The following is a 21473-nucleotide window of genomic DNA, read 5'->3' as shown; positions in this document are numbered from 1 at the left end:
GCCACCTGCCGGCCGCTCCGCTTGCCGGCCGCGAACTGGCGCGATTTGGCGCGGTTTGGCACGGTTTGGCCCCCCTTTTTTGGGCTGGCGCCCTGCCAGAGCCGGGCGCGGGATCGAGGCTCAGCCCTCAAGAACCGCCTCGATCCCCAGAGCCTTCAGTCCCGCCAGCAAATTGGTGGCGGCCTCCTGCAAGGCCGCTTCATCCCGGCCTCGGACCACCAGATTGGTCCCAACCTCGCCCACGCTTCCGTGACCGAAGGGATAGCTGCCGAAGCTGAGGTCGCGCCTGGCCTGCGCCGCCGCGGTCAGCAGGTCGGCGATGGCCCCCTCCCCCACGCCGGCCACCCGCACCGTGCGGCTGTGCACCACCGCGCCGCTTCTCAGGCGTGGGGCCACGTCCTCGAGCATCGCCGTCATGATCTTGGGCACCCCCGCCATCACGAAGACATTTCCGATCTGAAAGCCCGGCGCGTCCGTGACCGGGTTGGCGATCAGCACGCCGCCCTCGGGGATGCGCGCCATGCGCCGCCGGGCGGCGTTGAACGCCTCGCCATAGCGGCGCTCCAGAATGGCCAAGGCCTCCGGATGCTCGGGCAGGGCGACGCCAAAGGCCTCAGCCACACACTCGGCGGTGATGTCGTCATGGGTCGGTCCGATGCCGCCCGTCGTAAAGACGTAGTCGTGGCCGCCGCGCAGGGCGTTCAGCGCCGCGATGATCTGTTCGCGCCGGTCGCCGACCGTCCGCGCCTCCATAAGGTCGATGCCCATCGCCGCCAGGAAGCGGGCGATCGTGTTCAGGTTGGTGTCTTGGGTGCGGCCGGACAGCACCTCGTCCCCGATGATGAGAACGGCGGCCGTGGGGGATGCGTCGGTCATGGCGGGACATTAGAGAGGGCGCCATGCGCTTCAAGTCGCCCCTGATCCCCGCCGTGCTGGAGCGGCGCTACAAGCGCTTTTTCGCAGACGTGCGGCTGGAGGACGGGCGGCCGATGACCGTCCATGTGCCGAACACGGGCGCCATGCTGGGCCTGACCGAGCCGGGGCTGAGGGTATGGCTGTCCCAGGCCGACAACCCGAACCGCAAGCTGTCCCACACGCTGGAGCTGGTGGAGGCCCGGACCGGCATGGCCGGGGTCAACACCCATCTGCCCAACAGGCTGGTGGAGGAGGCGATCATCGGCGGCGTCATTCCCGAGCTGGCCGGCTATCCGACCCTGCGCCGCGAGGTCCGCTACGACGACGGCAGCCGGATCGATCTGCTGCTCGAAGCCGAGGGCCGCCTGCCCGCCTATGTCGAAGTGAAGAACGTCCACCTGGCGCGAACGTCAGGCCTCGCGGAGTTTCCAGACTGCCGCACCGAGCGAGGGCTGAAGCACCTGGGCGCACTGGAGCGGGTGGTGGAGGCCGGCGGCCGCGCCGTCATGGTCTTCGCTATCCAGCAGGCGGGCATCAACGCCTTCGACACGGCCGACGACCTGGACGCGGCCTACGGTCCGGCGCTGAGGCGGGCGGCCGAGCGCGGTGTTGAGGTTCTGTGCTATGCTGCCCAACTATCGCCCGAAGAGATTGTGCTAAAGCGCCGCGTGCCCTGGCGCGCCCTGGAGACCTGATGGAAACGATCGACGCCCTGTCCGACCCCTATGTGCGCACCCGCGCCATCAAGCTGCACCGGCCCGAGGACTTCGAGGGCATGCGCGCGGCCGGACGGCTGGCCGCCGAGTGCCTGGACATGCTGACTGAGCATGTGACGCCGGGCGTCTCCACCGGCTATCTGGACGACCTGGCCCGCGAGTTCATTCTGGACAACGGCGGCCAGCCCGCCTGCCTTGGCTACAAGGGCTACACCAGGACCACCTGCATCTCGCCCAACCATGTCGTCTGCCACGGCATCCCCGGCGACAAGGCGCTGAAGGACGGCGACATCGCCAACATCGACGTGACCGTGATCGTCGACGGCTGGCATGGCGACACCAGCCGCATGTACCCGGTCGGCCAGATCAACGCCCGCGCCCGCCGATTGGTGGAGACCACCTATGACGCGCTCGAGGCGGGTCTGAAGATGGTCAAGCCGGGAAACACCTTCGGCGACATCGGCTGGGCCATCCAGCAGGTGGCCGAGAAGAACCGCATGAGCATCGTTCAGGACTTCTGCGGTCACGGCGTGGGCCGCGTCTTCCACGACAATCCGAACGTGCTGCACTTCGGCCGTCGGGGTCAGGGCGCCGAGCTGAAGCCCGGTATGTTCTTCACCGTCGAACCCATGCTGAACCTGGGCAAATCGCACGTGAAGGTTCTGTCCGACGGCTGGACGGCGGTGACCCGCGACAAATCCCTCTCGGCCCAGTGTGAACACTCCGTCGGCGTCACCGAGGGCGGCGTGGAGATCTTCACCGCCAGCCCTGCGGGAATGTTCCGCCCGAAGTTCTAACGGCGCCACAGCGAGGGTCTTTGATCCCGGCCGAGGCGAAGCTAGCCTGTGCCGACCCGTAGGCCGCCTGAAGGATTCGTCGCCTCGTGAACGGCCCCTACCGCTTTGGCGACTTTGTGCTTGATCCCGCCCAGCGGCGGCTGAGCCGTGACGGCCGGACGGTGGATCTGAACGCGCGCTATCTCGACGCTTTGATCCTGATGGTGCGCGAGGCGGGGCGGCTGGTCGCCAAGGACCGCTTCATGGATGAGGTGTGGCGAGGCGTTCCAGTCACGGACGAGGCGCTGACCCAGTGCATCCGCACCCTCCGCCGTCTGCTGGGGGATGAGGCGGCCCAGCCTCGCTTCATCGAGACCGTCCCCAAGCACGGCTATCGCTTTATCGCGCTTGTCAAAGCGGCGGAAACCCCACCGTCCGCCCAGGCCGCCGCGGCCCCTCCACAAGGCTGGATCGAGGCGCTCTGGCTGGGCGCCGCCGCCATGGCCGGAGGCGGGGTCGCCGGTTTCCTTGGCGGTATGCTTTACGCCGTGCTTGGCGTGACCCAACCGCCTGAGCCTGGGATGGGGGCGGGCTCCATCCTGATGGTGCTGGTCTGCGTCACCATGGTGGTGGGCCTGATAGGCGGCGCGGGCGTCGGATTCGGCGTGGCGGCGGCGCGGCTGATCTCGGGGCGGCTCGGTCCCTGGAGCGTCCTGGGCGGGGCCGCCGGCGGCCTGATCGTGGGCGCCTTCGTCAAGCTCGTGGCCAGCGACGGCTTCGTCCTTCTGCTGGGGCGGGCGCCCGGCGAGGTGACGGGCGGACCGGAGGGGTTTGTGCTCGGCGCGGGCGTGGGCCTGGGTGCGTGGCTGGGCGCGAGGCTGGCGGGGCCAGGGTCGCTGCTGCGCGCCAGCGCCGTCGGCGGGCTGGGCGGCGCGCTGGCGGGCCTTGTGATCACGCTGATGGGCGGCCAGCTGATGGCCGCCAGCCTTGAGGCTCTGGCCCAGATGTTCCCGGATTCGCGCCTCGATCTGACGCCGCTCGGCGCCCTCTTCGGTGAAGCCGGTTTCGGCCCTGTCAGCCATGTCGGCGTGGCCATGCTGGAGGGCCTGCTGTTCGCCGGCTGCGTGGTGGCGGCCATGATCCTGACCGGGCGACAGTTGAGGCAGGTCTAGACGTTCTCTTTTCGTTCTGGCAAGGTCGGGGCGTATATGTAGTTGACAAACCCACGGGGCCAGCTATCCTAGGCGCATAAGGAGATTGCGCCGTGTCTGTTCTGTCCAAGCCCTACTTTCACGATGAAGCCGAAGCCTTCCGCTTTGTGGAGGGCATCATCTGGGGCGGCTCGCCTGTGTGCCCGCATTGCGGCTGCTCTGGCCGGACGTATGAGCTTAAGGGCGTTCGCTCCAAGCCTTCCAAGAAGAACCCGGAAGGCGTGGTCCGCCACGGCCTGAAGAAGTGCGGCGACTGCCGTCAGCAGTTCACCGTGCGCGTCGGCACCATCTTTGAGGAAAGCCACCTGCCGCTTCATAAGTGGCTGCAGGCGGTCTACCTCATGTGCGCCAGCAAGAAGGGCGTCTCCGCTAAGCAGCTGGAGCGCACTCTGGAGGTCACCTACAAGACCGCGTGGTTCCTGGCCCATCGCATCCGCGAGGCCATGCGCTCTGGCGAGCTTGACCCGTTCGGCACGAACGGCGGCGGCGTCGAGGTCGATGAAACCTACATCGGCATCGACCCTGACAACGCCCCGTGGGGCCGCCAGAAGGTCCGCACCCCGCAAAAGATGAAGGTGCTGACCCTCGTTGACCGCAACACGGGCCGCGCCCGCTCTACCGTGCTGGACGATGCGACCATCGCTCAGATCAAGCCGGTTCTAGAGGCCAACCTTGCCCGTGAGGCCGTGCTGCTGACGGACGATCACGTTCTCTATCGCCGTATCGGCCAGAAGTTCGCCGCCCATGGCGTCGTGAACCATAGCCGGAAGGAATACGTGCACCCCGAGAACCCGTTCATCCACACCAACACCATCGAAGGCTATTTCAGCATCTTCAAGCGCGGCATGAAGGGCATCTATCAGCACTGCGCCAAGAAGCACCTGCACCGCTACATGGCGGAGTTTGACTTCCGCTACAGCAACCGCTCCGCGACCGGCTGTGAGGATGTTGAGCGGATGCAGCGTGCGGTGGCGGGTGTGGTCGGCAAGCGCCTGACTTACCGGCCAACTCACATCTGAGCGGCGGCGATCCTATAAATCGAACGGCTAGCCACTTGCGGTTTTGATAGAATGGGTTTATGGATGATTTGTCCGGGCGGCGCGGCGATAGCGCCTTGGGGGCGAAAGCCCCCACCCGGCGGCACTACTTGGGCCAGTGCACAACGCCATAGCCATCGATCCCCTTGATAGGGTGCGCCCGGATGTTGCTGCGGAGCATTTCAAGCCAGTACGGCTCGTCTTTCGTGTAAGACCGACACAGCGCCCCGGCGCAAAGATCGGCGAGCTGCACGCCTACGCTGTGCTGACTGTCCGTGAGCATCACGCGTTCAACTAGGTGTTTGAAGTCTGACGTGAACGTAGATAATCGCTCGGTCACTTCGGCGTGGTAATCACGAAGTATGCGATCTTCATCCCTGCCCCGATGATCGCATATCACCATTCCGCGCTGCTCCGCGCCGTTTATGCGGGATATATCCTGAAGGAAATACTCGAATCGCTCCAGTGTTTGTTTGTATGTGAAATGGTATAGGTCCGCCTTGTTTTTCACGTATGGCAACTCCCAAGCCCTGGCGGTATCTGATTTAGTTGCCACAATCCGGCAAGATCGCCGCTTTGTTATAAGGGAGAGAAGCGCCAAGCGTAACGCATTCCGTTTGGCAATAGGAAGGTGCAGCAGCGGATTTCGCGCGTCGTTATTGTCAGGACCAAAGTAGCGCCACTTGATTTCGCCTTCGACGCGATAGCCCGGGAGGGCCTTGATGCGTTCGAACTCGGCGGCAATTTCCTTCCACTGCGCATCAGGTATGATTAGGCCCGCGATCAGGAAGTAGGGGAACTTGTGAGCCTTCCCCGCAGCGGGGACGTGAGAAGACTCGTCCATAAAGCAAAGGTGCATTCGCGCATGAACGGGCATCCGACAGAAAAGAGTCAACCTAACAAGTTCCGCGACCTCGCGCGCCAGCTAGAGTGCGACGAGGATGAAACGCGCTTTGAGGAAGCGGTGAAGAAGGTGGCTAAGCCGCCGGAGCCCGTTAAACCGTCTAAGCCGCGTTGAGCGACCGCGAACCAAACCACGGCTTCCCATGGCCTCCAGCGCCCTGGAGGCGGCCAAGAGCCTTTGCCGAGTGGTGCATGGGCCTGATCGGCTTTCTAGCCATCGGCCTGCTGATCTTGATGCTTACGCCGTTCAGCGGGGCACTGCTGGCGTTGCTAGCCCGCTGATTTGCTGGCGGCAGCCCGGCGCCGTGGCTTTGGCTTTGGCTTTTCGGGAGGCGGGCCAACATGTTCGATTTCACAGTCCCCCATGGTCCCGCCGCCTTTCAGCCGCTCCACCTTCCCGACAATGGTTATAGAGTCGCCCTTGTTGAGTGCAGCGAGCTGCTGGTTAGCTTGCTTACCGAAGCAGGCAAGCACAGATCCGTATGAGCGGGAGTTTAGTCTTATGTCTACCCCGCACAAATCGCCATAGATTCTCTTTACGTCATAGACGGTGCCGCTGACCCGCATCCACTTTCCGGCGTAGGTCTTGTTAAGCGCCTCGACCTGTAGGCTGGTCCTCCCCTCGACCTTCTTTGACAGAACATCCCACGTGATATCGGGGTCTAGGAACTCTCGGGGCGGTGTCGGAGCCATCGCGTTGATCGCTGCGCGAGGTGCGGTGCGGAGCATATACATAAGTCCCGCCGCACCACCCAGCAGGGCAATCCATCCGACGCTGAGCAGATAGGGGGTATACGCCGTCGCCGTAGTGCTAAGCGCCGTCACGACCGCACCGCCCCCAAGCGTGATTGCGGCCAGCAGCCCAGAGTTGATGATCTCTCGACGCCCCATATCGCTGTCATATCAGCGGGCCGTCGATTCTGGAATGGGTTTGTCAAAGGCATATACGCCAAGGTCGGATCGGGTTTGGAGGACGGCGGCATGAGCGGACAGTCCCAGTTGGCCGAGGCGCGGGTGCTGGCCTTTCCAGACATGTTCGCCCCCGAGCCTGCCCCGCCTCCACAGCCCAAGGCGAAATCGGCCCAGGCCAGACCGCATCACGCCGGGCACCGCGAACGCTTGCGGGACAGGGCCAGGAACGGCGGCGTTGAGGCTCTGCCCGACTATGAACTGCTCGAGCTGTTCCTGTTCCGCTCCATTCCCCAGCGCGACGTGAAGCCCTTGGCCAAGGCGCTGCTCGAGCGGTTCGGATCCCTCGCGGCGGCGCTGGCGGCCTCCCATGACGAGCTGCTGACCGTTTCGGCCGTCGACGCCAGGGGCAAGGCGCTCAGGGTCGGCCCCGAAACCGCGCTCGACCTGCGCCTGCTGCACGAGGTCACGCGTCGCGCGACGGCCGAGCCGGTGAAGAAGCGGACCGTCATCTCTTCGTGGAGCGCCCTGCTCGCCTATGTCCGCGTCAGCCTCCAGCACGAACCGCGCGAGCAGTTCCGGGTCCTGTTCCTCGACCGCAAGCGTGCGCCAAGCGGAATATTCACCCCGACTTGCCAGCGGTGGAAAACTGCTTAAGCGTTCGCTCCCGCGCAACCAGCGGTTCCGGCCCCCATGGATATCTTTTCCTTCATTTCGGAAGACGAACTCGACCGGCTCCCCGATGATCCGCAAGAGGCGTTTATCGAGATGTCGCGGATCGCCTATCGCAGCCTTGGTGACCGCCTAGGGAATCTAGACCTTTCCAACGACAGCAACGATTGGGAGTATATCAACGAGGCTCGGCTGGCCTTTATGAACGTGATGGCTGCCGCTGCATCGCGGTATGAGATCGATGGCATGTCAGCTTACGCGCTGCCGTCGGTGCGGGACTTTCAGACCGCCGACTATCGGCAGTTCAAGTCAGACCTAGATCATTGCGTAACCCAATTGACGATCTCGCGTTCGCTACGCCGTCGGTCGCGCATTGTTCGGGTTTCGGGGAAGGTAAGAGATCGGCTCACCCAGCATGTAGATGCGCTTCGCGGTGAGGTCGAAAAGAGCAACCTACCTGAAGCTCAGGCGAAGGCTCTCCTAAGACGGCTCGACGATTTCGAACGCGAGTTGGACAAGCGCAGAATCCCAATCTTCGAGCTAGCGTGGCTGGCGGTGGAGATTGCGTGCGCACCCGGCGATCTTTGGAGCAGTCAGCAGCTTGTGTCTGGTCTGATGCAGAACGTCTATGAGGCAGTGGCTGAAGCCCGAAGCGAGGAAGAGCGGGCGAAGGCGCTATTGGGCCAGGAGCCCCAGAAAGCCATCGCGCCGCCCAACCGCAAGGCTTCACCGACGAAGCCGACCTTCGACATGGACGACGACATCCCATTCTGATGCGGAGCTAGACCAGCGATGTCCCTGCGATTTACCGGTGCATCGGGCAGCAGCCCTGCATTCGAACTCCTGTTAGAAGCCTACGATGGCGAGAAGCGGGTAATGGTCATCACCACTAGAGAGGCTATTGATGACCACGGCTTGGCCGCCGTTCAGCATCGCGCATCCGAAAAGTATGCGGCGAAGCAGCTTGAGGGTGACGGCAGGGTCCGGGTGTTCACTACGGACCTTTGACGTTCAATCCGTCCCGCTGCCACTATCTCCCCATGTGCGGACGCTATGACACCACGGGCCGCTTCACCTGGGCCGAAATCCATCGCGCCCTCTCGACCTATGGCGAGGTCGCCACGGCTCCCCTGAACTTGGAGCCAAACGATGATGTGAGGCCGACGACCCGGCAGGCCACGGCCCGCCTCGACGGCGGTGCCTTTCACGTCGAGCCGATGCGGTGGGGGTTCATTCCGTTCTGGGCGAACGGCAAGACCCTCGATGCGGCCTGCCGGGGCCGCGATGGTCGCACGATGAGCACCTTCAACGCGCGCACCGATGTGAGCCCGATGTTCAAGGCCGCGCTCAAGTCTCAACGGTGTGTGGTGCCAGCGTCGGCTTGGTTCGAATGGACCGGCGAGAAGGGCGCGAAGACGAAGCATCGCTTCCAGCGCGCTGATGGCGACCTGATCTGGTTCGCGGGCCTCTGGTCGAGGGTCAACCTGAGCGACGTGGGTGAGACCGCCACCTTCACAATCTTCACCGGTCCGTCAGATGGCTTCCTCGCCGACTATCACGACCGGCAGCCGGTCATTTTGGAGCCGGATGAAATCACGGCGTGGCTCGACTGCGCTAACGATCCTCAGCCGTTCTTTGAAGCGCGGCGGCCTGAGCGGTTTGTTCGCGCATAGGATTTGGGGGAGCCGATGTCGGTCACCAAGGCGATCTTTGATTTCATGTTCGGTCCCGCGCCCAACGTTGAGAAGCCGCGAATGCCGCCGGAAGAGTCATCGAGCCGGGCTGAAGAAGATCGAGAGTTCGACCCTCAGGTGATCGATATGGTCGAGCAAGCTCGCGATGCCGTTCGCCGTGATTTCGATCAGTCGAAAGAGGCGTTCGAACGTGAGCATGACATCGAAGGCAAGAAAGCCCGCCTGGAGCGCGCCCGCGCATTTCTGGCAAAGGCTAAGGCCGACCGTATTCTCAACGATCTCCTACGCGAGACCCGCTACTGGCCCAGTCATTTTGGGCTGGGGGCGCTAGATCATCTGCCCCGACATGGGATCGATATTCGAGGGGTCGAGCCGCCGACACCAGAGGGGCACGACGGCAAGCGGCAGAGCTACACCGTGAGCATTTCGGGCTCCCGACCCTACAAAATCGAGGTTCTCGACAAAGGCTATAGCTGGTCGCCGGTCGGCGATGACAACCACAAGTTCGGAACCTTGACCATCAGCGACGATCAAAAGCCGCTATTTGCTGCGTCTATCAGCGAGACCCCATCCGATTGGTCGAACTGGCAGGTCAACCTGTTCGGCATCGATATCTTGAGTGAAGTTGCGTGGCTTCCCGACATCGCGCGTTTTGCGGAGACCCTTGTGCAGGTGAACCAAGAACGCAACCGCGCACGGAACGCCGAGCTTATAATCGCCAAGGCGGCAAAGGTGATCGACCCAACCTAGGGCGCTACCACCCCACCGCCTTGGCGAGGAATGGCGAGAGGTCAGGGCTGTCTCTGATGATGATGGGACGAATAGCAGCGACCTCATCAGCAAGGCCGCGATGGATTGTGATTTCGACGTGGAAGTCGGGGCCATATAGCTCGACCGATTTCCCGTCGCCGCTGCCACCCGCCCATACGCTTCGCTGCATCAGGTGCGCGAAGTAGCCTTCGCCAGGGTTCGGTGTGAACCATTCTACCCCGTTCGAGGTCGTGCCTCGTTCCGAGCTAGCGGCCCGGACATCGTCTGACGGAACAATACCGCCATCCTGATCGAAATAGACCGCTAGCTGGTCCGCAGTGCCGTAGGGCTCAAAATGGCGCACCGCCAGAGCGACGATCCTAGAGTTGTCAGTGGTGGGCATCAGCCAGCCTTCCTTCTGCCCTTGGCCGGACCCTTCGGCTTCCTACCGCCCCGCCCCAGCCCCAGGCTCTTCGCGAGGTCGGAACGCGCCTTTGAATAGTCGGGTGCGGTCATCGGATAATCCGATGGCAGGCCCCACTTGGCCCGATATTCAGCAGGGGTCATGCCCCGGCTGGTGAGGTGCCGCTTCAGGGCGGCGTATGGCTTCCCATCCTCGAAGCTGATGAGACGGCTGCCTTGGATGCTCCTACGGATTTGCGCAGCCGTTGGCTTCGCGACCGGTTCTTCCTGGGGCTCATCGGCCTTGCCCGTGGCGATGCCATCGAGCGTCCCATGGATGGAAGCGATGAGCCCGGCGATCTCCCCCGCCGAGACCTTGTTATGGCTGACATAGGCTTCCGCGATAGCCGCCGTCAGTTCAATCAGGTTGGAATTGGTCTCAGTCATTGGGAGCCCCAGCTAGTGACTTGGCGAGCATAAATACGAATATGCTCACGTCTACACATGCCGCCGTCGAACTCCACTACGAACTTTACGGCGACTATCCCAGACAGGCCACGACTGAAGAGTTGGTCGCCGCCTCTGAGGCGCGCAACGAGACGGTCTATCAGGTCAACGTTCCGCCTGAGGTGCTGAAACAGGTCCGGGCATGGCTCACTGATCGAGCCGCTATGCTGGTCACGTCGAGCGAGCCGCTCTCACCGTTCGAGGAAGCCTTCGCTGTAGCGTTCTACCGGTCTGAGGATGCAGAGGCGTTCGGCGAATGGTTCGAAGCCAAGCGGCTCGCACATCTGAGCGGCGGCCATGGGTTCACGCCAGCACCGCCGATGAACCGGCAGCAGAGACGGGCCGCCGCCCGGAAGGCGCAGCCGCTGTGAAACCCGCGCTGGTGTCATTCCTCGCCGGGTTGTTTTCTGATCGGCAATTCCTCGAAGGGCGGCTCATAGCCCCGCTCTCGATAGGTGGCCTCCGGCAGCACCATCTCCGCCTTGTCATAGGCGACAGTGACGGTAGCTGGCCCGCCTTCAGTAGGTAGGTGGCGATAAATTCCTCTAGCCATGCGCGCATTATATCGCGGAGACCGGCCACATTAAACGGACGAGGTAGTCATCCGCCCCGCTGAATAAGCGCCCACACCGCCATGCCTATCGCGGACAGCACGCCCATCACGCCTGACCAAAAGGTCTTACGGATGGGGTCGAATTCGTCGCGGCTGACCTTTGACTCCAATTCCTTTTTCAGCGCGGCCACGGTCAGGTCGGCGTTCGCTTTCGAGTGACGAAGCTCCGCCCTCAGGTCCTCATCGACGGCGGTAATGCGCGTTTCGATGGATGCGAGTTTGTCGTTGAGGGTGGTCTGGATGAGGTCGAGCTTGGTCGAAAGAACGGCTAGCTGAACCTTGATATCGGTTTGATCGGAAGCGGTGGGCACGGTCGCGCGGGGCATCCCGTATTTATCGATTATCCTTCGCCGGGCGGTGCCTCGAAGGCCAACTCGGGGATGATGGGCCAGACCACATCAGCGGGCGTGTAGAAGTCGATGGTGACGCGGTGAAGCTCGCCGATCATGGCGGCGAAGGCGGCCTGGCATTCCTGGGTGAGCGGCGACCCCGGCGAGACCGCCCACAGGGCCTCGTTGATGCGCCGGTTCCGCTCGACCTTCACCGCCGACCAATCCGCCTCCGCATCGGCATCAGCCTCAGCGGCGGCGATTTCGGCCCGTTCGGCATCCCTAAGACAGGTCGAGCAAACGTAGTCGTGCTCGAACCGGTCATCCTCGTGGGTGGCGGCGAACATGAAGGGCGGCCCCCGGCGCAGACATAGGGGGCAGGCATATTCAGCCTCAGGCGTGAGGCTGTCAGCCAGGAGGTGGTCTTCGAGGTTCATCATGTGCGCGGCCTCACCGTGACTGTGGTGGTTTGGCCGCTTGGCGTTGCCGTTCGAGTGCCGGAGCCGCTGCCGGGTGAGGTCCAGGCCACCGAGTTGAAATCCGTCAGGCTCGCGCTGCTGCCGCCGCTTCGGCTGGCGTAGCTGACCCCGAACGCCTGGATGTTCGACGGCAGGGTCATCGTCTCAGAGACGGTGAAATTCTCGGTCGCTGAGACCGTCGAGCCCATGTTGCCGGTGCCGAAGGTCAGGCCGTCGATTTGTGCGGTGATGGTGCCGACTTGGGACCAAACGCCCCCCACCTTCACCCAAACGGAAAAGGTGACAGAGCCGCTGTATTCGATGGTCTGCCCCATGCCCTGGTCGGGAAGATTCCAGCTTTGCTGGCCTGACACTGTGAGGGTGTAGATGCCGCCCGTGGCATCGGGGTTGGCCCCCTTGTCGATTTGCCGCGTCGGCCCTGAGCCCGGCGTGGTGTCGGTGGTGAGATTGTAGCTCGACGGCGAGCCGGGCGTGTTGATCTTCAGGCGGGCCGTGAAGCCGGTGCTGGTCAGGCTATCCGCATAGAGGTTGTAGGTTTCGCCCGAAGACAGGGCGGCCAAGCCCAGGGTCGAGAATGACAGGGCGGGGATTTGGCCCAGGTCGGTGCCAAAACTGACAACGGTGCCATCGGTGACCACGAAATCCTTGGAGGCCAAGGCGACCGGCCAGGAGCCCGAACCCACGCTGATGCTGGTTCCGGCATTGAGACGGCCCGCGAAGGTCGCGTTGCCACCGCTCACGGTGAGCGCGGGGAGCCACTCATCGCCGACCTGATTGTAAAGCTGGATGGCTCGCGCACCGATGGCGACGTTTGATGTGGGGGCCGCACCGGGGGTGGTTTCGGCCTGGGCCGTAATGAAGGCGGCTGAGCCGGGAACGGAGGTGCCGATGGACCAGCGCGCCATGGTGCGCCCGGTCAGGTCGGAGATCGCCGTTTCGGAGGTTGAGACCCGAGCAACGGTCGTCGTGAGTGTCGAGGCTTCGTTATAGGTGGTGGGCTGACTGCCGACCTCCAGCTTCACGTTCCATAGGCCGAACTGGCAATAGGTCGGATTACCGGTCCCGGCGTAGTAGAAGATGACCCGGACATAGGCGGTCGCGGGATCGGTCGGGTAGACTGTGAGTGACCCGCGCCTTCCGGATCGCCCATGATCTTCGGGCTGCCCTGCCTGAACCCCCGCGACCGCATCACTGTAAGTCTCGCCCGCCGCGTTCTTGAAGCGCGAGAGGACCGCAGATTTGTCAGCAGGAATCGGTTGCAGCGAGACATTGAAGTAGCCGGTGAAGCCGCCAAAAATTTCGGCATTCCAGCTTAACGCGTATGGCGTGTAAGCCACCGCAGGCACGTCGTAATAGAAGTAGCCGTCCCCGGTGACCCCGGTCAGCGTGGTGAAGAACCACAGCGGGGCGACAGAGCTATAGGTCGAGGTTCCCCAGTAGTAGCCGGGCTTGTAGGTCCAAAGGTGTAGGCCGTTCTGACCGGATGGGTTGGCGATCAGATTGCCCTGCGCCTGTAGGCTGGCCTCAAGGGTCGTGGTCCGGTTGGCCAGGGCGACTACGTTCGAGGCCCAGGCCGTAGCGTTGGACGCGATGTAGCTGAGGGCGTTGGTCGAGTTGGTGTCGGCGCGCTGAGCCGCGATCTCAGCAGATGTGGCCGCCCGAACCGCACAACGGTGCCAGTCGATGGAGTTGGCCGCCGTGGTGCTGCCCAGGGCGCTCCAATGGCTCATCGCATAGATGACCAGTTGGAAGGCGCTTGAGGCGGTGACCTGGAATAGGCGACGGAATCGATATGTGCGGCCCGTGGTGCCCGCGCCTGGAGCCGCATCAGAGATGTCGGGCGTGGTCGAGAATGGGAAGCTGAAGCTCTGAGCGACGGCGCTACCGGCAGCATTCCAGGCTTCGACGTAGACACCCGCCCCGGTCAGCGCGCCGCTAACAAGCGTCACGTCGGCTTCGGCGATATACCAGCCGGGTTGGATCGCGAGGGACGACCCCGCGTCGGTGGAACTCTGTTGGATTCCGACATCGAAGCCCGCCGCGCCAATGAGGCGGATGGCGTATGGGCTGATCTGACCCGCGACCCGCGAATGGTAGGTCGCGGGCATGGACCACGCGCCCCACTTCGCCGGATATCCGGATGCTGGGTAATCCGCGAAGACCGGGTTCTTGTTGATCGAGGCAGCACCGACAGATGCAGCCACCGTCGCGCTCGTGCTGGCTGCGGCGGAGTTGGCTGAGGCGTATCCGGCCTGGGTAGTAGCGATGGCCGCATTGGCGGCGGCCCAGCCGCTATGACTGGCGGAGAGGTTCGCGCTGGCGCTGGCAGCGGCAGCGTTCGAACTTGCAAACCCAGCCTGATTGGCGGCGATCATCGCATTCGCCGACGACTGGTCTCTGTAGGTCGCTGAGAGGTTCGACGAGTTCAGCGCGCCTGCCGCGTTGGCGGCGGCATAACCAGCCTGATTGGCCGCAATGACGGCGTTCGACTGAGCCTGATTTCGATAGGTGGCGGAGAGGTTCGCGTTCGAGACGGCGGTCGCCGAGTTGGCCGCCGCGTAGGCAGCCTGAGTGGTCGCGATCCCTGCCTGATTGGCTGCTGTTACGGCGTTCGACTGGGCCTGATCGCGGTATGTCGCGCTTAGAAGGGCAGCGTTGGCGGCGAGGGCGGCGTTGGCATTCGAGTGAACGGCGGAAGCTGACGCGGCATTCGCGAAGCCATAGGCGGAGGTGGCGTTGGCCGAAGACCAACCGGCAGCCAGTAAGGCCGCATTCGCCGCCGACAGGGCTTGATTGGCCGCAACATTCAGGCCGGACTCAATGTCGGTGATTTCACCCTGGATGGCGGCGATATCGTCGTTCGCCGCGTCCAGAAGGTTCGAGACGATCTCCGCCCCGTGAAGGATATGATTGGCCGTCAGCAGGCCATTGGCGGTCGTTGTGAGGCCGACCGGCACGTTGACGATGGTATTGCCGGTCCAGTCGATGCCCCCCGGCATGACCCCACCGGAGATCGAGGCTCCGGTCGTGGCCGACCCCACCACGAGGCGCGGCGTGACCAGCCCCTCGCGGGTTCGATACCGGATGCCCAGGTCGTAGGCGGTTTGCGGGTTGAGGCCGGTGACCTCGAACCGGGTCGTGGTCGGCGGCCCCTCAGAGAAGGCAGACCAGACGGACGCGGAATTCTCTCGAAACTCACAGATGACGGACGTGGCGAACGGATTGTCGCTGACCGCGTTCGCTGATGCCTCGACGATCAGGGCTGGCTGCGATTGGCCGTCCAGGGTCGAGAGATCGGTCGCGGTGATCGACCATACCGCCGCGTTCGGCGCTTCAAGGGCGGTCGGGTCGTATCGGTTGAGGGTCGGTGAAGACGGCGCATCCTGGGTGCGGCCCAGGGCGAAGTCGTGCTTGCCGTCCGTCTCTGAGCGGAGGGCCAGCTTCACCGTCATTGAAGCGGGGTCGAAGTCGCGGCTCTCGACCACGCACTTGAGGTCGGTCGCCCCTAGCTCCGGCAGATTGACGGTGATGCAATCTCCGGCCCTGACCGTCAGCAGTTTCGGCTTGGCGGTGAGGCTGAAGCTGAGGAACTCGCGCCCATTGACGAGTTCGTAGGCGGCGAGTTGAGCGGCCTGGGTCGCCGACTGAACGAACGGCAGATGGATTTCAGCGGTGCGTTCCTCGCCGCCGTCTTCGGCGACGTAATCGGCCTCAGTGACCGCGTTGCCCGCGATGATCTCCCAAGCCGCGTTCGGCTCGCGGTATTGGGGAACGATGCGGTTCTTGCGGTCGCGCCATTGCGGCGAGTTGGCGACTTCAACGTCGCCAACAATGTCGTCGGGCCGGAGGGTGAAGACGGAGGTCTTGGGCGCATTGATGCGGCAGGAAAGCTGAGCGCCCCGCGCAATGGCGGCCCCGCCGCCCGCCTGAAGGATCGTGTTTAAGACGGCGAACTTGTCATCGGTCGTGGTGACGACACCGCCGACCTTCCATTCGTTCGCATCCGCGATGTTGGCCGCCGCGACGTAGGCATCCCAGTCGATTTCAGCGGCCTGGGCACCGATGCCCCAGACCTTCTTGCCGTTCTCGAAGCGGCCCAGAATCCAGGCTAGGGCCGCGATGTAGGGGTTTTCGGTGAAGGCCCAGGTGGTGGGGTCGTCGAGCCGATGAGGCCCCTCGCCGCCTGGGTAGGTGTCATCGAGCCTAGGGTCGTAACACTTGACCCCCTTGAGCACCCAAAGATGCTTCGGCACCCCTTGAGGAAATGCATCCTGATCGTGCTCACAAACGACCAGGGCGTGGGCCAAGCCGGAGAGCTTGAAGCTCCCGTCGATGCCCGGAAGGTAGCCGCCAAGCTGACTGGCATATGTGGCGAGCGAGGTCGCCTCAGGCGTGTCGCCCCGCCGCCAAACCGTCTTGAGCTTATTCCGGTAGAGCTTCGACCCAGCCGTCGAGGGCGTGATCGATGCGGCGGTGCCCACCCCGGTTGCTGGGTTGCCGCTGAAGTTCACGGTGTAGTCGGAGGCGCGGTAGGTCTCGATGCCTTCGATGGGGCCGCCCGCTGACAGCACCATGACTTGGCCGAGGTATTTGTTCTTCGAGCCCCAGGAGTCCTGATAGACCATGGTGCCGCCGGTCGCGGTTCGACCGAACGCCACCGGCACCCCAGCACCGGGATCGAGCTTGGTGTCGAGTTGCTGACCGGTGCTCTCTGGGAGCGGCAGCTTGCGCAACAGGAAGAGACCGGCGACCGATAGGACCGCGAGGCCAATCTTGGCCACGGTGGCTATCGACATCGCCGCGAGCGTCTTGATGGCGACGACCGCAGCGACCTTCACCGCCGTGAAGGCCGCAGCCGCAAACGCTGCAACGGGGGGCACTTAGATGGCCCTCCAAGCCGCCGTCGCGGCCTTCAGAGAACCCCACGTGCATTGACCTTCAGGCGAGAAGGCCAGAACCCGCCCATCGCCGATGGCCACGCCAAGTGCGACCCAACGGTCATCATCGGCGGGCATGGCGACGATATCGGCTGGCAGGGCGCGAGCCGGAGCGATGCGTTCGAGGCCCAGTGCCTCAATCGCTTCGATTAGATTGGCGCGGCCTTGCTTTTTGAGGGCGCGAACCGCCCCTAGCTCAGTCGAGTAGCTCCCGAACGGGATAAGCGGGTCGTCACGCCCAAGTTCTTTCAGCGCGTAACCGGCAAGCCGGGCGCAGTCGTATTCTCCCCACGAAAAGGTCTTGTCTAGGAAGGCATTTATTGTTGCTTGAGCCGCCGCAACTCGTCTTGTGAGCACCATGCTCGTATTTATCGAGCGGTCTCATTCGCCTTGCGGAAGTGGGCTTAGAACTGTTCCGGGCCGATGCCGGTGCGACCGGTCAGCGTGGTCCAGGACGTGTCGGTCCATGCGGGTCTTCCGGGGCCGCCACCCGTGGTCGAACCGCCTGTGGTGCCGGTCGTGGTTCGGGAGACGCTTCGTCCGCTGATGACGGTTGGGCGCGCCGCATCCATGCCCCAGGGGACGTTCAGCGTGGCCTCAATGACCCGGCTTAGGCCGGTTTCACCGGGCCATATGGATTGATGCCAGAGGTCGTTCAGGCGGCATGCCTCTTCGGTCGGAAAGAGCCGGTCGAAAACAGTCGATACGTCGAGTTCAACCGCCCTGACCCCAACCCCGGTCGTGACCTTCACGGTATCGAGCCGACCGAACCAGATGAGTTCCGGCACCCCGATGGCTTGGCCGGTGATCTCATTGATGAGGCCGAACCACAGCTTCACGAGGCTCCCTTGGTTTTGAACCGCTGCAAGGGTGCCCAGCCCTTCCGTGCCGGGCGGCAGCAGGGTGACCGTCAGGCGCGGGGCCTCTGTCGCCACGGCCTCTGTGATCGTCGAGAGGTTGGCCAGTGTGCCGAACGTCTCGTTGCGGCCCGTGAAGGTGACCGTCTCACCATCGACGTTGAAGCTGACAAAGCCAGAGCCGTCGATGAGATTGATGTCGCCGCCGTCGATGAGTTCGACGCGAAGGGCGTGAAAGACGCGAAGATGGCTCGCGTCCATTCCAGCCATCAGGGTCGTGTCGAGGGCCACTACGCGGCCTCCGTCACGGCGAAGCTGAGGCCGACGTTCTCAACCAGCCCGATGGTCCAAGCCTGCCGATTGCCCTGTAGGAAGCCTTCGAGCTTGGGGGCCGCGAACTCCAACGTGGCGTTGTCAGACGGGCTGACCTTGAGCATCGGATAGATGCTCAGTTCGACCTCTCCGGAGCCGTTGGCGGTGGCCGCGTCGGTGACTTGATGGAGGTAGCGTTGGCCGCCCTGAACGAGGCTGAAGTATTGGCCCGCCTGGATGACGTAGCCGGGTGTGAAGCCGTCGGCCTGTAAGGTGCGCCCGCTCTGACCGGCTCCCTTCAGGAGGGGTGTTCCGGGGTTGCCGATTTCGAGGCCCGGCTGAGGGATAGCGACTAGGACGCGCTCAGCGAGACCCTGGATGAGCTTGGCGATGAACCCCGCCGCTTGCGCGTAACGCATCGGGCGGCAGGTGACTTCGATGGTCCAGCGGTCGCCTAGTCGAGACGTGCGCTGCGATGGCCCGCCAAAGGTGGCGAGCAAGTCGATTGCGTTCGATTGGATCGAGATATTGGTTTGTGACCCAAGCGGTAGGGTCGGCAGCACTACAGTCATCGACTGTATTTATTTGCCGACCCCCTGCGCTAGCGGAGTAGCGACCGGTTCGCTCTTCCGCCTTGGTCCTTAGCCACCATAGCGCGGGCGTGTTGCACAGCTTGGATGTTCGCCTCGACGATCCAGGACTTCACCGTCGAGGTGAGAACCGCGTCATTGGCGACGACCGTGGTGTGGACGTGAATGTCACCGCCGCGCCCTTGGATGGGCTGCCCCGAAAGGGCTGAGCGAATGGTCGAATAAGGCGTGATGTTCGCGCCTGAAGGCAGGTTGAGAAGCTCAGGCCCCTTCTCCCCCACCATGGTGAGGCCGCCGCGCCAATTGCCGGTGCCGCTGGCGTTGTTGCCGATGCGGGGGGCCGAACCAGAGGCGTTGCTGATCGAGATGCCGCCACCTCTGCCGCCGACCGGCTTCAAGCCCAGCATCGCCGCACCTAGGCCCTTGTAGCCGAACGCCATGCCGATGCCTTCCCAGATGAGGAATTGCATCCCGATACGGAGCATCTGAGCGAGCATTTCGCGGGCAAGATCGGCGAGGGCCTCACCCATCGACTTCGAGCCGTCGATGACTTCGAGCATCCCGTCGATGAGGCCGTTGATGCCGTTATCGGCGAGGTTCTGAAGCGACCGGTTGAGCGCGTCCGCATCCATGCGGTTCGAGCGCGCCCATTCGCCCCAGGAACCTCGGTCGCGGGCTTCCTGCTGACTGAGGTTGAAGCCTTGTTCGCGGCTCGCCTCGGTGCGGTTGAAGGCGGCTCGCCGATCAGCGAGGCGGCGGCTGATCTCTTCCTCTGACAGGCGGAGATCGCGAAGGCTGAGTTCATAACGGCGAAGGTCGGCCTCGTGCTGAAGGCGGGTCAGCCTTTGCTCTTCGGCGAACGCTTGGGCCTCGATACGAAGTCGTGCCTCGCGGTCGCGCGTGTGATCGGCCTCGATGTGGAGTTGCTCAAGCCGTTCCTGGGCTAGGGCAGTCTCATGGTCGGCAACTGAATCTTGGAGCGCATAAGCCTCAGCGCGGACCTCATTGGCCCGGTCTTCGGCGGCTGCCGCGTCCAGGACGGCGCGCGTTTGTTCGTTGAGAGCGTTGAGGCGATCTCGCGTAGCCGCATCGAAATCGTCATTGCTGGCGATCTCGCGGGCTTGAGCCTCGTAGTCTGACTGGATGCGCGCCCGCGTGGCATCTGACCGCTCGACCGCCGTTCGGGCTTGAGCCCAGATGGCTTCGTCATAGGCGCGCTCAGCTTGCTCGATGGCCTGTGTGCGAGCTTCAGCCCGGCGTTCAGCGTCATCGGCCCCGCCTCGTCTGCCACCGCCTGTATTGGTGTTGGTTGCCGGAGGCCGATTGCGGCGTGGGTCCCATTCCCAGGTCGAGGTGTTCGGGTTTTCGGCGCGAACTCGCTCATTGAACGCCTGCCTATAGGCTTCGCGATATCCAGCGGTGGCGCGCTGTGCGGCGGCGATACGGGAGTCTTGGGCCGTCGCCGCTTCAACGGTCTGCCGATAGCCACGTGGCACGCCCTGACGGCCATCACCCGAGACGGTCGGCCCCATGCGCTGACGAACAATGCGCTCTCTGACGGCTGCCTCATCACGCTGGGCGCGCATGAAGTTGTGGCGGGTCTGGGTCTCGCGAAGCTGGGCCTCAGCTATGGCCTGGGCGCGGGCCGCCGCCGCCGCCCTGAAATGGGCATCGGCTAGCAGGTGCGTTTCACCCGACAGGGCCGCCGCCGCCGTAGCCCCTTCCATCTGTTCCGGGGTCAGGTCGCCGGTTTCGCGCCTCGCGCGGGCGGCGGCTTCGGCCTGCTGATCGAACCCTTCAGCGAGTTCGATACCGGCCTCGCGGAACGACCGGGCTTCGGCTTCGGCCCGGATCATGCGGTCTGCGAGGAAGCCGACCCCGATGGTGGTCAGGGTGATGGCCGCCCCCAGAGGCCCCCCGAAGAGAGCCGTCACACCGCGCATGGCCCCCGCGTAAAGGCCGCCCACGCGGGTGCCCATCGCCATCGAGGCGTTCATGCCTTGTTGGAAAAATGCGAGACGCTGAGCGTCTGTGGCCGCCGCCCGCATGGCCGCGCCCAAACCGAAGGTCGCGGTGCCCATGTTGGCGAAGCCTTGGGCCATCCGCCCGATCTTCATGGCGGCCCAGACGGTCGCCAGGATGATGAGCGCGTCGGCTACCAAGTCGATGTTTTCGGCGAGGAGCACGAGGGCTCCGGCTAGCCGGTCGGTGGCCCCGAACTCTTCGTTCTGTTGCCCTAGGAATTGGCCGAGGGCGTTCCTGACCTTCTGGATCGCTTGGGCGACCGTGGTCGATGCGTTCTGAGCCCGCGCTTCGAGTTGGCCGGAACCAGCGAGGAAGGCGTTGAAGAACTCCCTCGAAGAGACCGTGCCCTTGCGGACCTCAGCGCCCAGCTTCGAGACGGACCCGCCGAAGCGGTCGGAGCCAGCCGCCACCGCCTCAAGGATGGGCCGCGCACCTTCGTTGACGGAGTTGTATTCCTCCGCCCGGACGGTGCCCCCCGCGAGCGCCTGGGAAAGCTGTAGGAGCGCGCCTGACGCTTGTTCGGTAGACGCCCCCTGAATCAGGAGCGCGTTCGTCACCCCAGACGTGAACTGGAGAAGTTCAGCTTGACCCGCGCCCAACTCGACGGCGGCGGCTGAGGCCCGCCCGTAAAGCTGACCCAGCGGCTCTAGCGCGGTGCCGGTGCGCTGAGCCTGATCGAATAGGGACTGCTGAACCGTCGCGAGGTCTTCGCCTTGGAGGCCAGCCACCCGAAGGGCGTTGGTAAAGCGGGTGTAGGAGTCGGTGAGACCGACGATCTGGTTCGCGCCGAAAGCCGCGATGAAGGCTCCGGCCATGGCGCGCGCCTGGGTCTGAATCCC

22 protein-coding genes and 1 pseudogene are annotated in these 21473 nt (G+C 63.8%); 10 read left to right on the top strand and 13 right to left on the bottom strand.

What is annotated here, in order from left to right; all coding sequences use genetic code 11:
* Positions 1-120: 120 nt before the first annotated feature.
* Positions 121-876 carry a competence/damage-inducible protein A gene (locus Q0812_RS10470; protein ID WP_302110281.1) on the bottom strand — a complete coding sequence of 252 codons (756 nt, stop codon included), beginning with the start codon at positions 874-876 and terminating at the stop codon, positions 121-123.
* Between the two features lie 23 nt (positions 877-899).
* On the opposite strand from Q0812_RS10470, the gene sfsA reads away from it, so the two are divergent.
* From sfsA to Q0812_RS10450, 4 genes are all read left to right on the top strand, one after another.
* Positions 900-1610, top strand: coding sequence for a DNA/RNA nuclease SfsA (gene sfsA, locus Q0812_RS10465; protein ID WP_302110280.1), 711 nt, complete (start codon positions 900-902; stop codon positions 1608-1610).
* Entirely contained in the window at positions 1610-2428 is an 819-nt protein-coding gene (map, locus tag Q0812_RS10460) for a type I methionyl aminopeptidase (protein ID WP_302110279.1), read from the top strand. The genes sfsA and map overlap by 1 nt, the downstream gene beginning before the upstream one ends.
* A gap of 86 nt (positions 2429-2514) precedes the next feature.
* Complete coding sequence (locus Q0812_RS10455; protein ID WP_302110278.1) at positions 2515-3579, top strand: winged helix-turn-helix domain-containing protein; 1065 nt, start codon at positions 2515-2517, stop codon at positions 3577-3579.
* 92 nt (positions 3580-3671) lie between these two features.
* A complete protein-coding gene (locus Q0812_RS10450) occupies positions 3672-4637 on the top strand; it encodes an IS1595 family transposase (RefSeq protein WP_302110277.1) in 966 nt (321 codons plus the stop codon).
* A gap of 124 nt (positions 4638-4761) precedes the next feature.
* Here Q0812_RS10450 and Q0812_RS10445 read toward each other — a convergent pair whose 3' ends face one another.
* Together Q0812_RS10445 and Q0812_RS10440 are read right to left on the bottom strand one after the other, a co-directional pair.
* Positions 4762-5499: a DUF3800 domain-containing protein gene (locus Q0812_RS10445; RefSeq protein ID WP_302110276.1), complete on the bottom strand. Its 738-nt coding sequence runs from the start codon at positions 5497-5499 to the stop codon at positions 4762-4764.
* Between the two features lie 329 nt (positions 5500-5828).
* On the bottom strand, positions 5829-6449 hold the full coding sequence (locus Q0812_RS10440; RefSeq protein ID WP_302110275.1) for an OB-fold protein: 621 nt from the start codon (positions 6447-6449) through the stop codon (positions 5829-5831).
* A 141-nt stretch (positions 6450-6590) separates the two neighbouring features.
* Between Q0812_RS10440 and Q0812_RS10435 the strand changes: the two are divergent.
* The 5 genes and pseudogenes from Q0812_RS10435 to Q0812_RS10415 all read left to right on the top strand — a co-directional run.
* Positions 6591-7070: pseudogene (locus Q0812_RS10435) on the top strand (JAB domain-containing protein); the annotation flags it as partial.
* 90 nt (positions 7071-7160) lie between these two features.
* A complete protein-coding gene (locus tag Q0812_RS10430; RefSeq protein WP_302110274.1) occupies positions 7161-7913 on the top strand; it encodes a hypothetical protein in 753 nt (250 codons plus the stop codon).
* A gap of 18 nt (positions 7914-7931) precedes the next feature.
* Positions 7932-8147: a hypothetical protein gene (locus Q0812_RS10425; RefSeq protein WP_302110273.1), complete on the top strand. Its 216-nt coding sequence runs from the start codon at positions 7932-7934 to the stop codon at positions 8145-8147.
* A 32-nt stretch (positions 8148-8179) separates the two neighbouring features.
* Positions 8180-8812, top strand: coding sequence for an SOS response-associated peptidase (locus Q0812_RS10420; protein ID WP_302110272.1), 633 nt, complete (start codon positions 8180-8182; stop codon positions 8810-8812).
* 15 nt (positions 8813-8827) lie between these two features.
* Positions 8828-9583, top strand: coding sequence for a hypothetical protein (locus Q0812_RS10415; RefSeq protein WP_302110271.1), 756 nt, complete (start codon positions 8828-8830; stop codon positions 9581-9583).
* Positions 9584-9587: 4 nt separating this feature from the next.
* Here Q0812_RS10415 and Q0812_RS10410 read toward each other — a convergent pair whose 3' ends face one another.
* Positions 9588-9986 carry a hypothetical protein gene (locus Q0812_RS10410; protein WP_302110270.1) on the bottom strand — a complete coding sequence of 133 codons (399 nt, stop codon included), beginning with the start codon at positions 9984-9986 and terminating at the stop codon, positions 9588-9590.
* A complete protein-coding gene (locus Q0812_RS10405) occupies positions 9986-10432 on the bottom strand; it encodes a Ros/MucR family transcriptional regulator (RefSeq protein ID WP_302110269.1) in 447 nt (148 codons plus the stop codon). The genes Q0812_RS10410 and Q0812_RS10405 overlap by 1 nt, the downstream gene beginning before the upstream one ends.
* A gap of 41 nt (positions 10433-10473) precedes the next feature.
* Between Q0812_RS10405 and Q0812_RS10400 the strand changes: the two genes are divergently transcribed.
* Positions 10474-10863 carry a hypothetical protein gene (locus tag Q0812_RS10400; protein ID WP_302110268.1) on the top strand — a complete coding sequence of 130 codons (390 nt, stop codon included), beginning with the start codon at positions 10474-10476 and terminating at the stop codon, positions 10861-10863.
* 14 nt (positions 10864-10877) lie between these two features.
* Here the strand turns inward: Q0812_RS10400 and Q0812_RS10395 are convergent, their stop codons facing one another.
* From Q0812_RS10395 to Q0812_RS10360, 8 genes are read right to left on the bottom strand one after another with little or no spacing between them, the layout of a single operon-like run.
* Positions 10878-11045: a hypothetical protein gene (locus Q0812_RS10395; protein WP_302110267.1), complete on the bottom strand. Its 168-nt coding sequence runs from the start codon at positions 11043-11045 to the stop codon at positions 10878-10880.
* 47 nt (positions 11046-11092) lie between these two features.
* Positions 11093-11431 (bottom strand): hypothetical protein, encoded by a 339-nt coding sequence (locus Q0812_RS10390; RefSeq protein ID WP_302110266.1) that lies wholly within the window; start codon positions 11429-11431, stop codon positions 11093-11095.
* 14 nt (positions 11432-11445) lie between these two features.
* A complete protein-coding gene (locus Q0812_RS10385) occupies positions 11446-11874 on the bottom strand; it encodes a phage tail assembly chaperone (protein WP_302110265.1) in 429 nt (142 codons plus the stop codon).
* Positions 11871-16793 carry a phage tail protein gene (locus Q0812_RS10380; RefSeq protein ID WP_302110264.1) on the bottom strand — a complete coding sequence of 1641 codons (4923 nt, stop codon included), beginning with the start codon at positions 16791-16793 and terminating at the stop codon, positions 11871-11873. Before Q0812_RS10380 ends, Q0812_RS10385 begins: the two co-directional genes overlap by 4 nt.
* The gene (locus Q0812_RS10375; RefSeq protein ID WP_302110263.1) at positions 16794-17210 is read right to left on the bottom strand and encodes a DUF6950 family protein; all 417 of its coding nucleotides are present in this window, start codon (positions 17208-17210) and stop codon (positions 16794-16796) included.
* Positions 17211-17254: 44 nt separating this feature from the next.
* The gene (locus tag Q0812_RS10370; RefSeq protein ID WP_302110262.1) at positions 17255-17998 is read right to left on the bottom strand and encodes a hypothetical protein; all 744 of its coding nucleotides are present in this window, start codon (positions 17996-17998) and stop codon (positions 17255-17257) included.
* Entirely contained in the window at positions 17998-18591 is a 594-nt protein-coding gene (locus Q0812_RS10365; RefSeq protein ID WP_302110261.1) for a hypothetical protein, read from the bottom strand. The genes Q0812_RS10370 and Q0812_RS10365 overlap by 1 nt, the downstream gene beginning before the upstream one ends.
* Before the next feature lie 29 nt (positions 18592-18620).
* Positions 18621-21449: a tape measure protein gene (locus Q0812_RS10360; protein ID WP_302110260.1), complete on the bottom strand. Its 2829-nt coding sequence runs from the start codon at positions 21447-21449 to the stop codon at positions 18621-18623.
* Positions 21450-21473: the final 24 nt, after the last annotated feature.

Source organism: Peiella sedimenti, from assembly GCF_030504955.1.
GTDB lineage: Bacteria > Pseudomonadota > Alphaproteobacteria > Caulobacterales > Caulobacteraceae > Brevundimonas > Brevundimonas sedimenti.
This window is presented reverse-complemented; position numbering and strand designations above follow the sequence as displayed.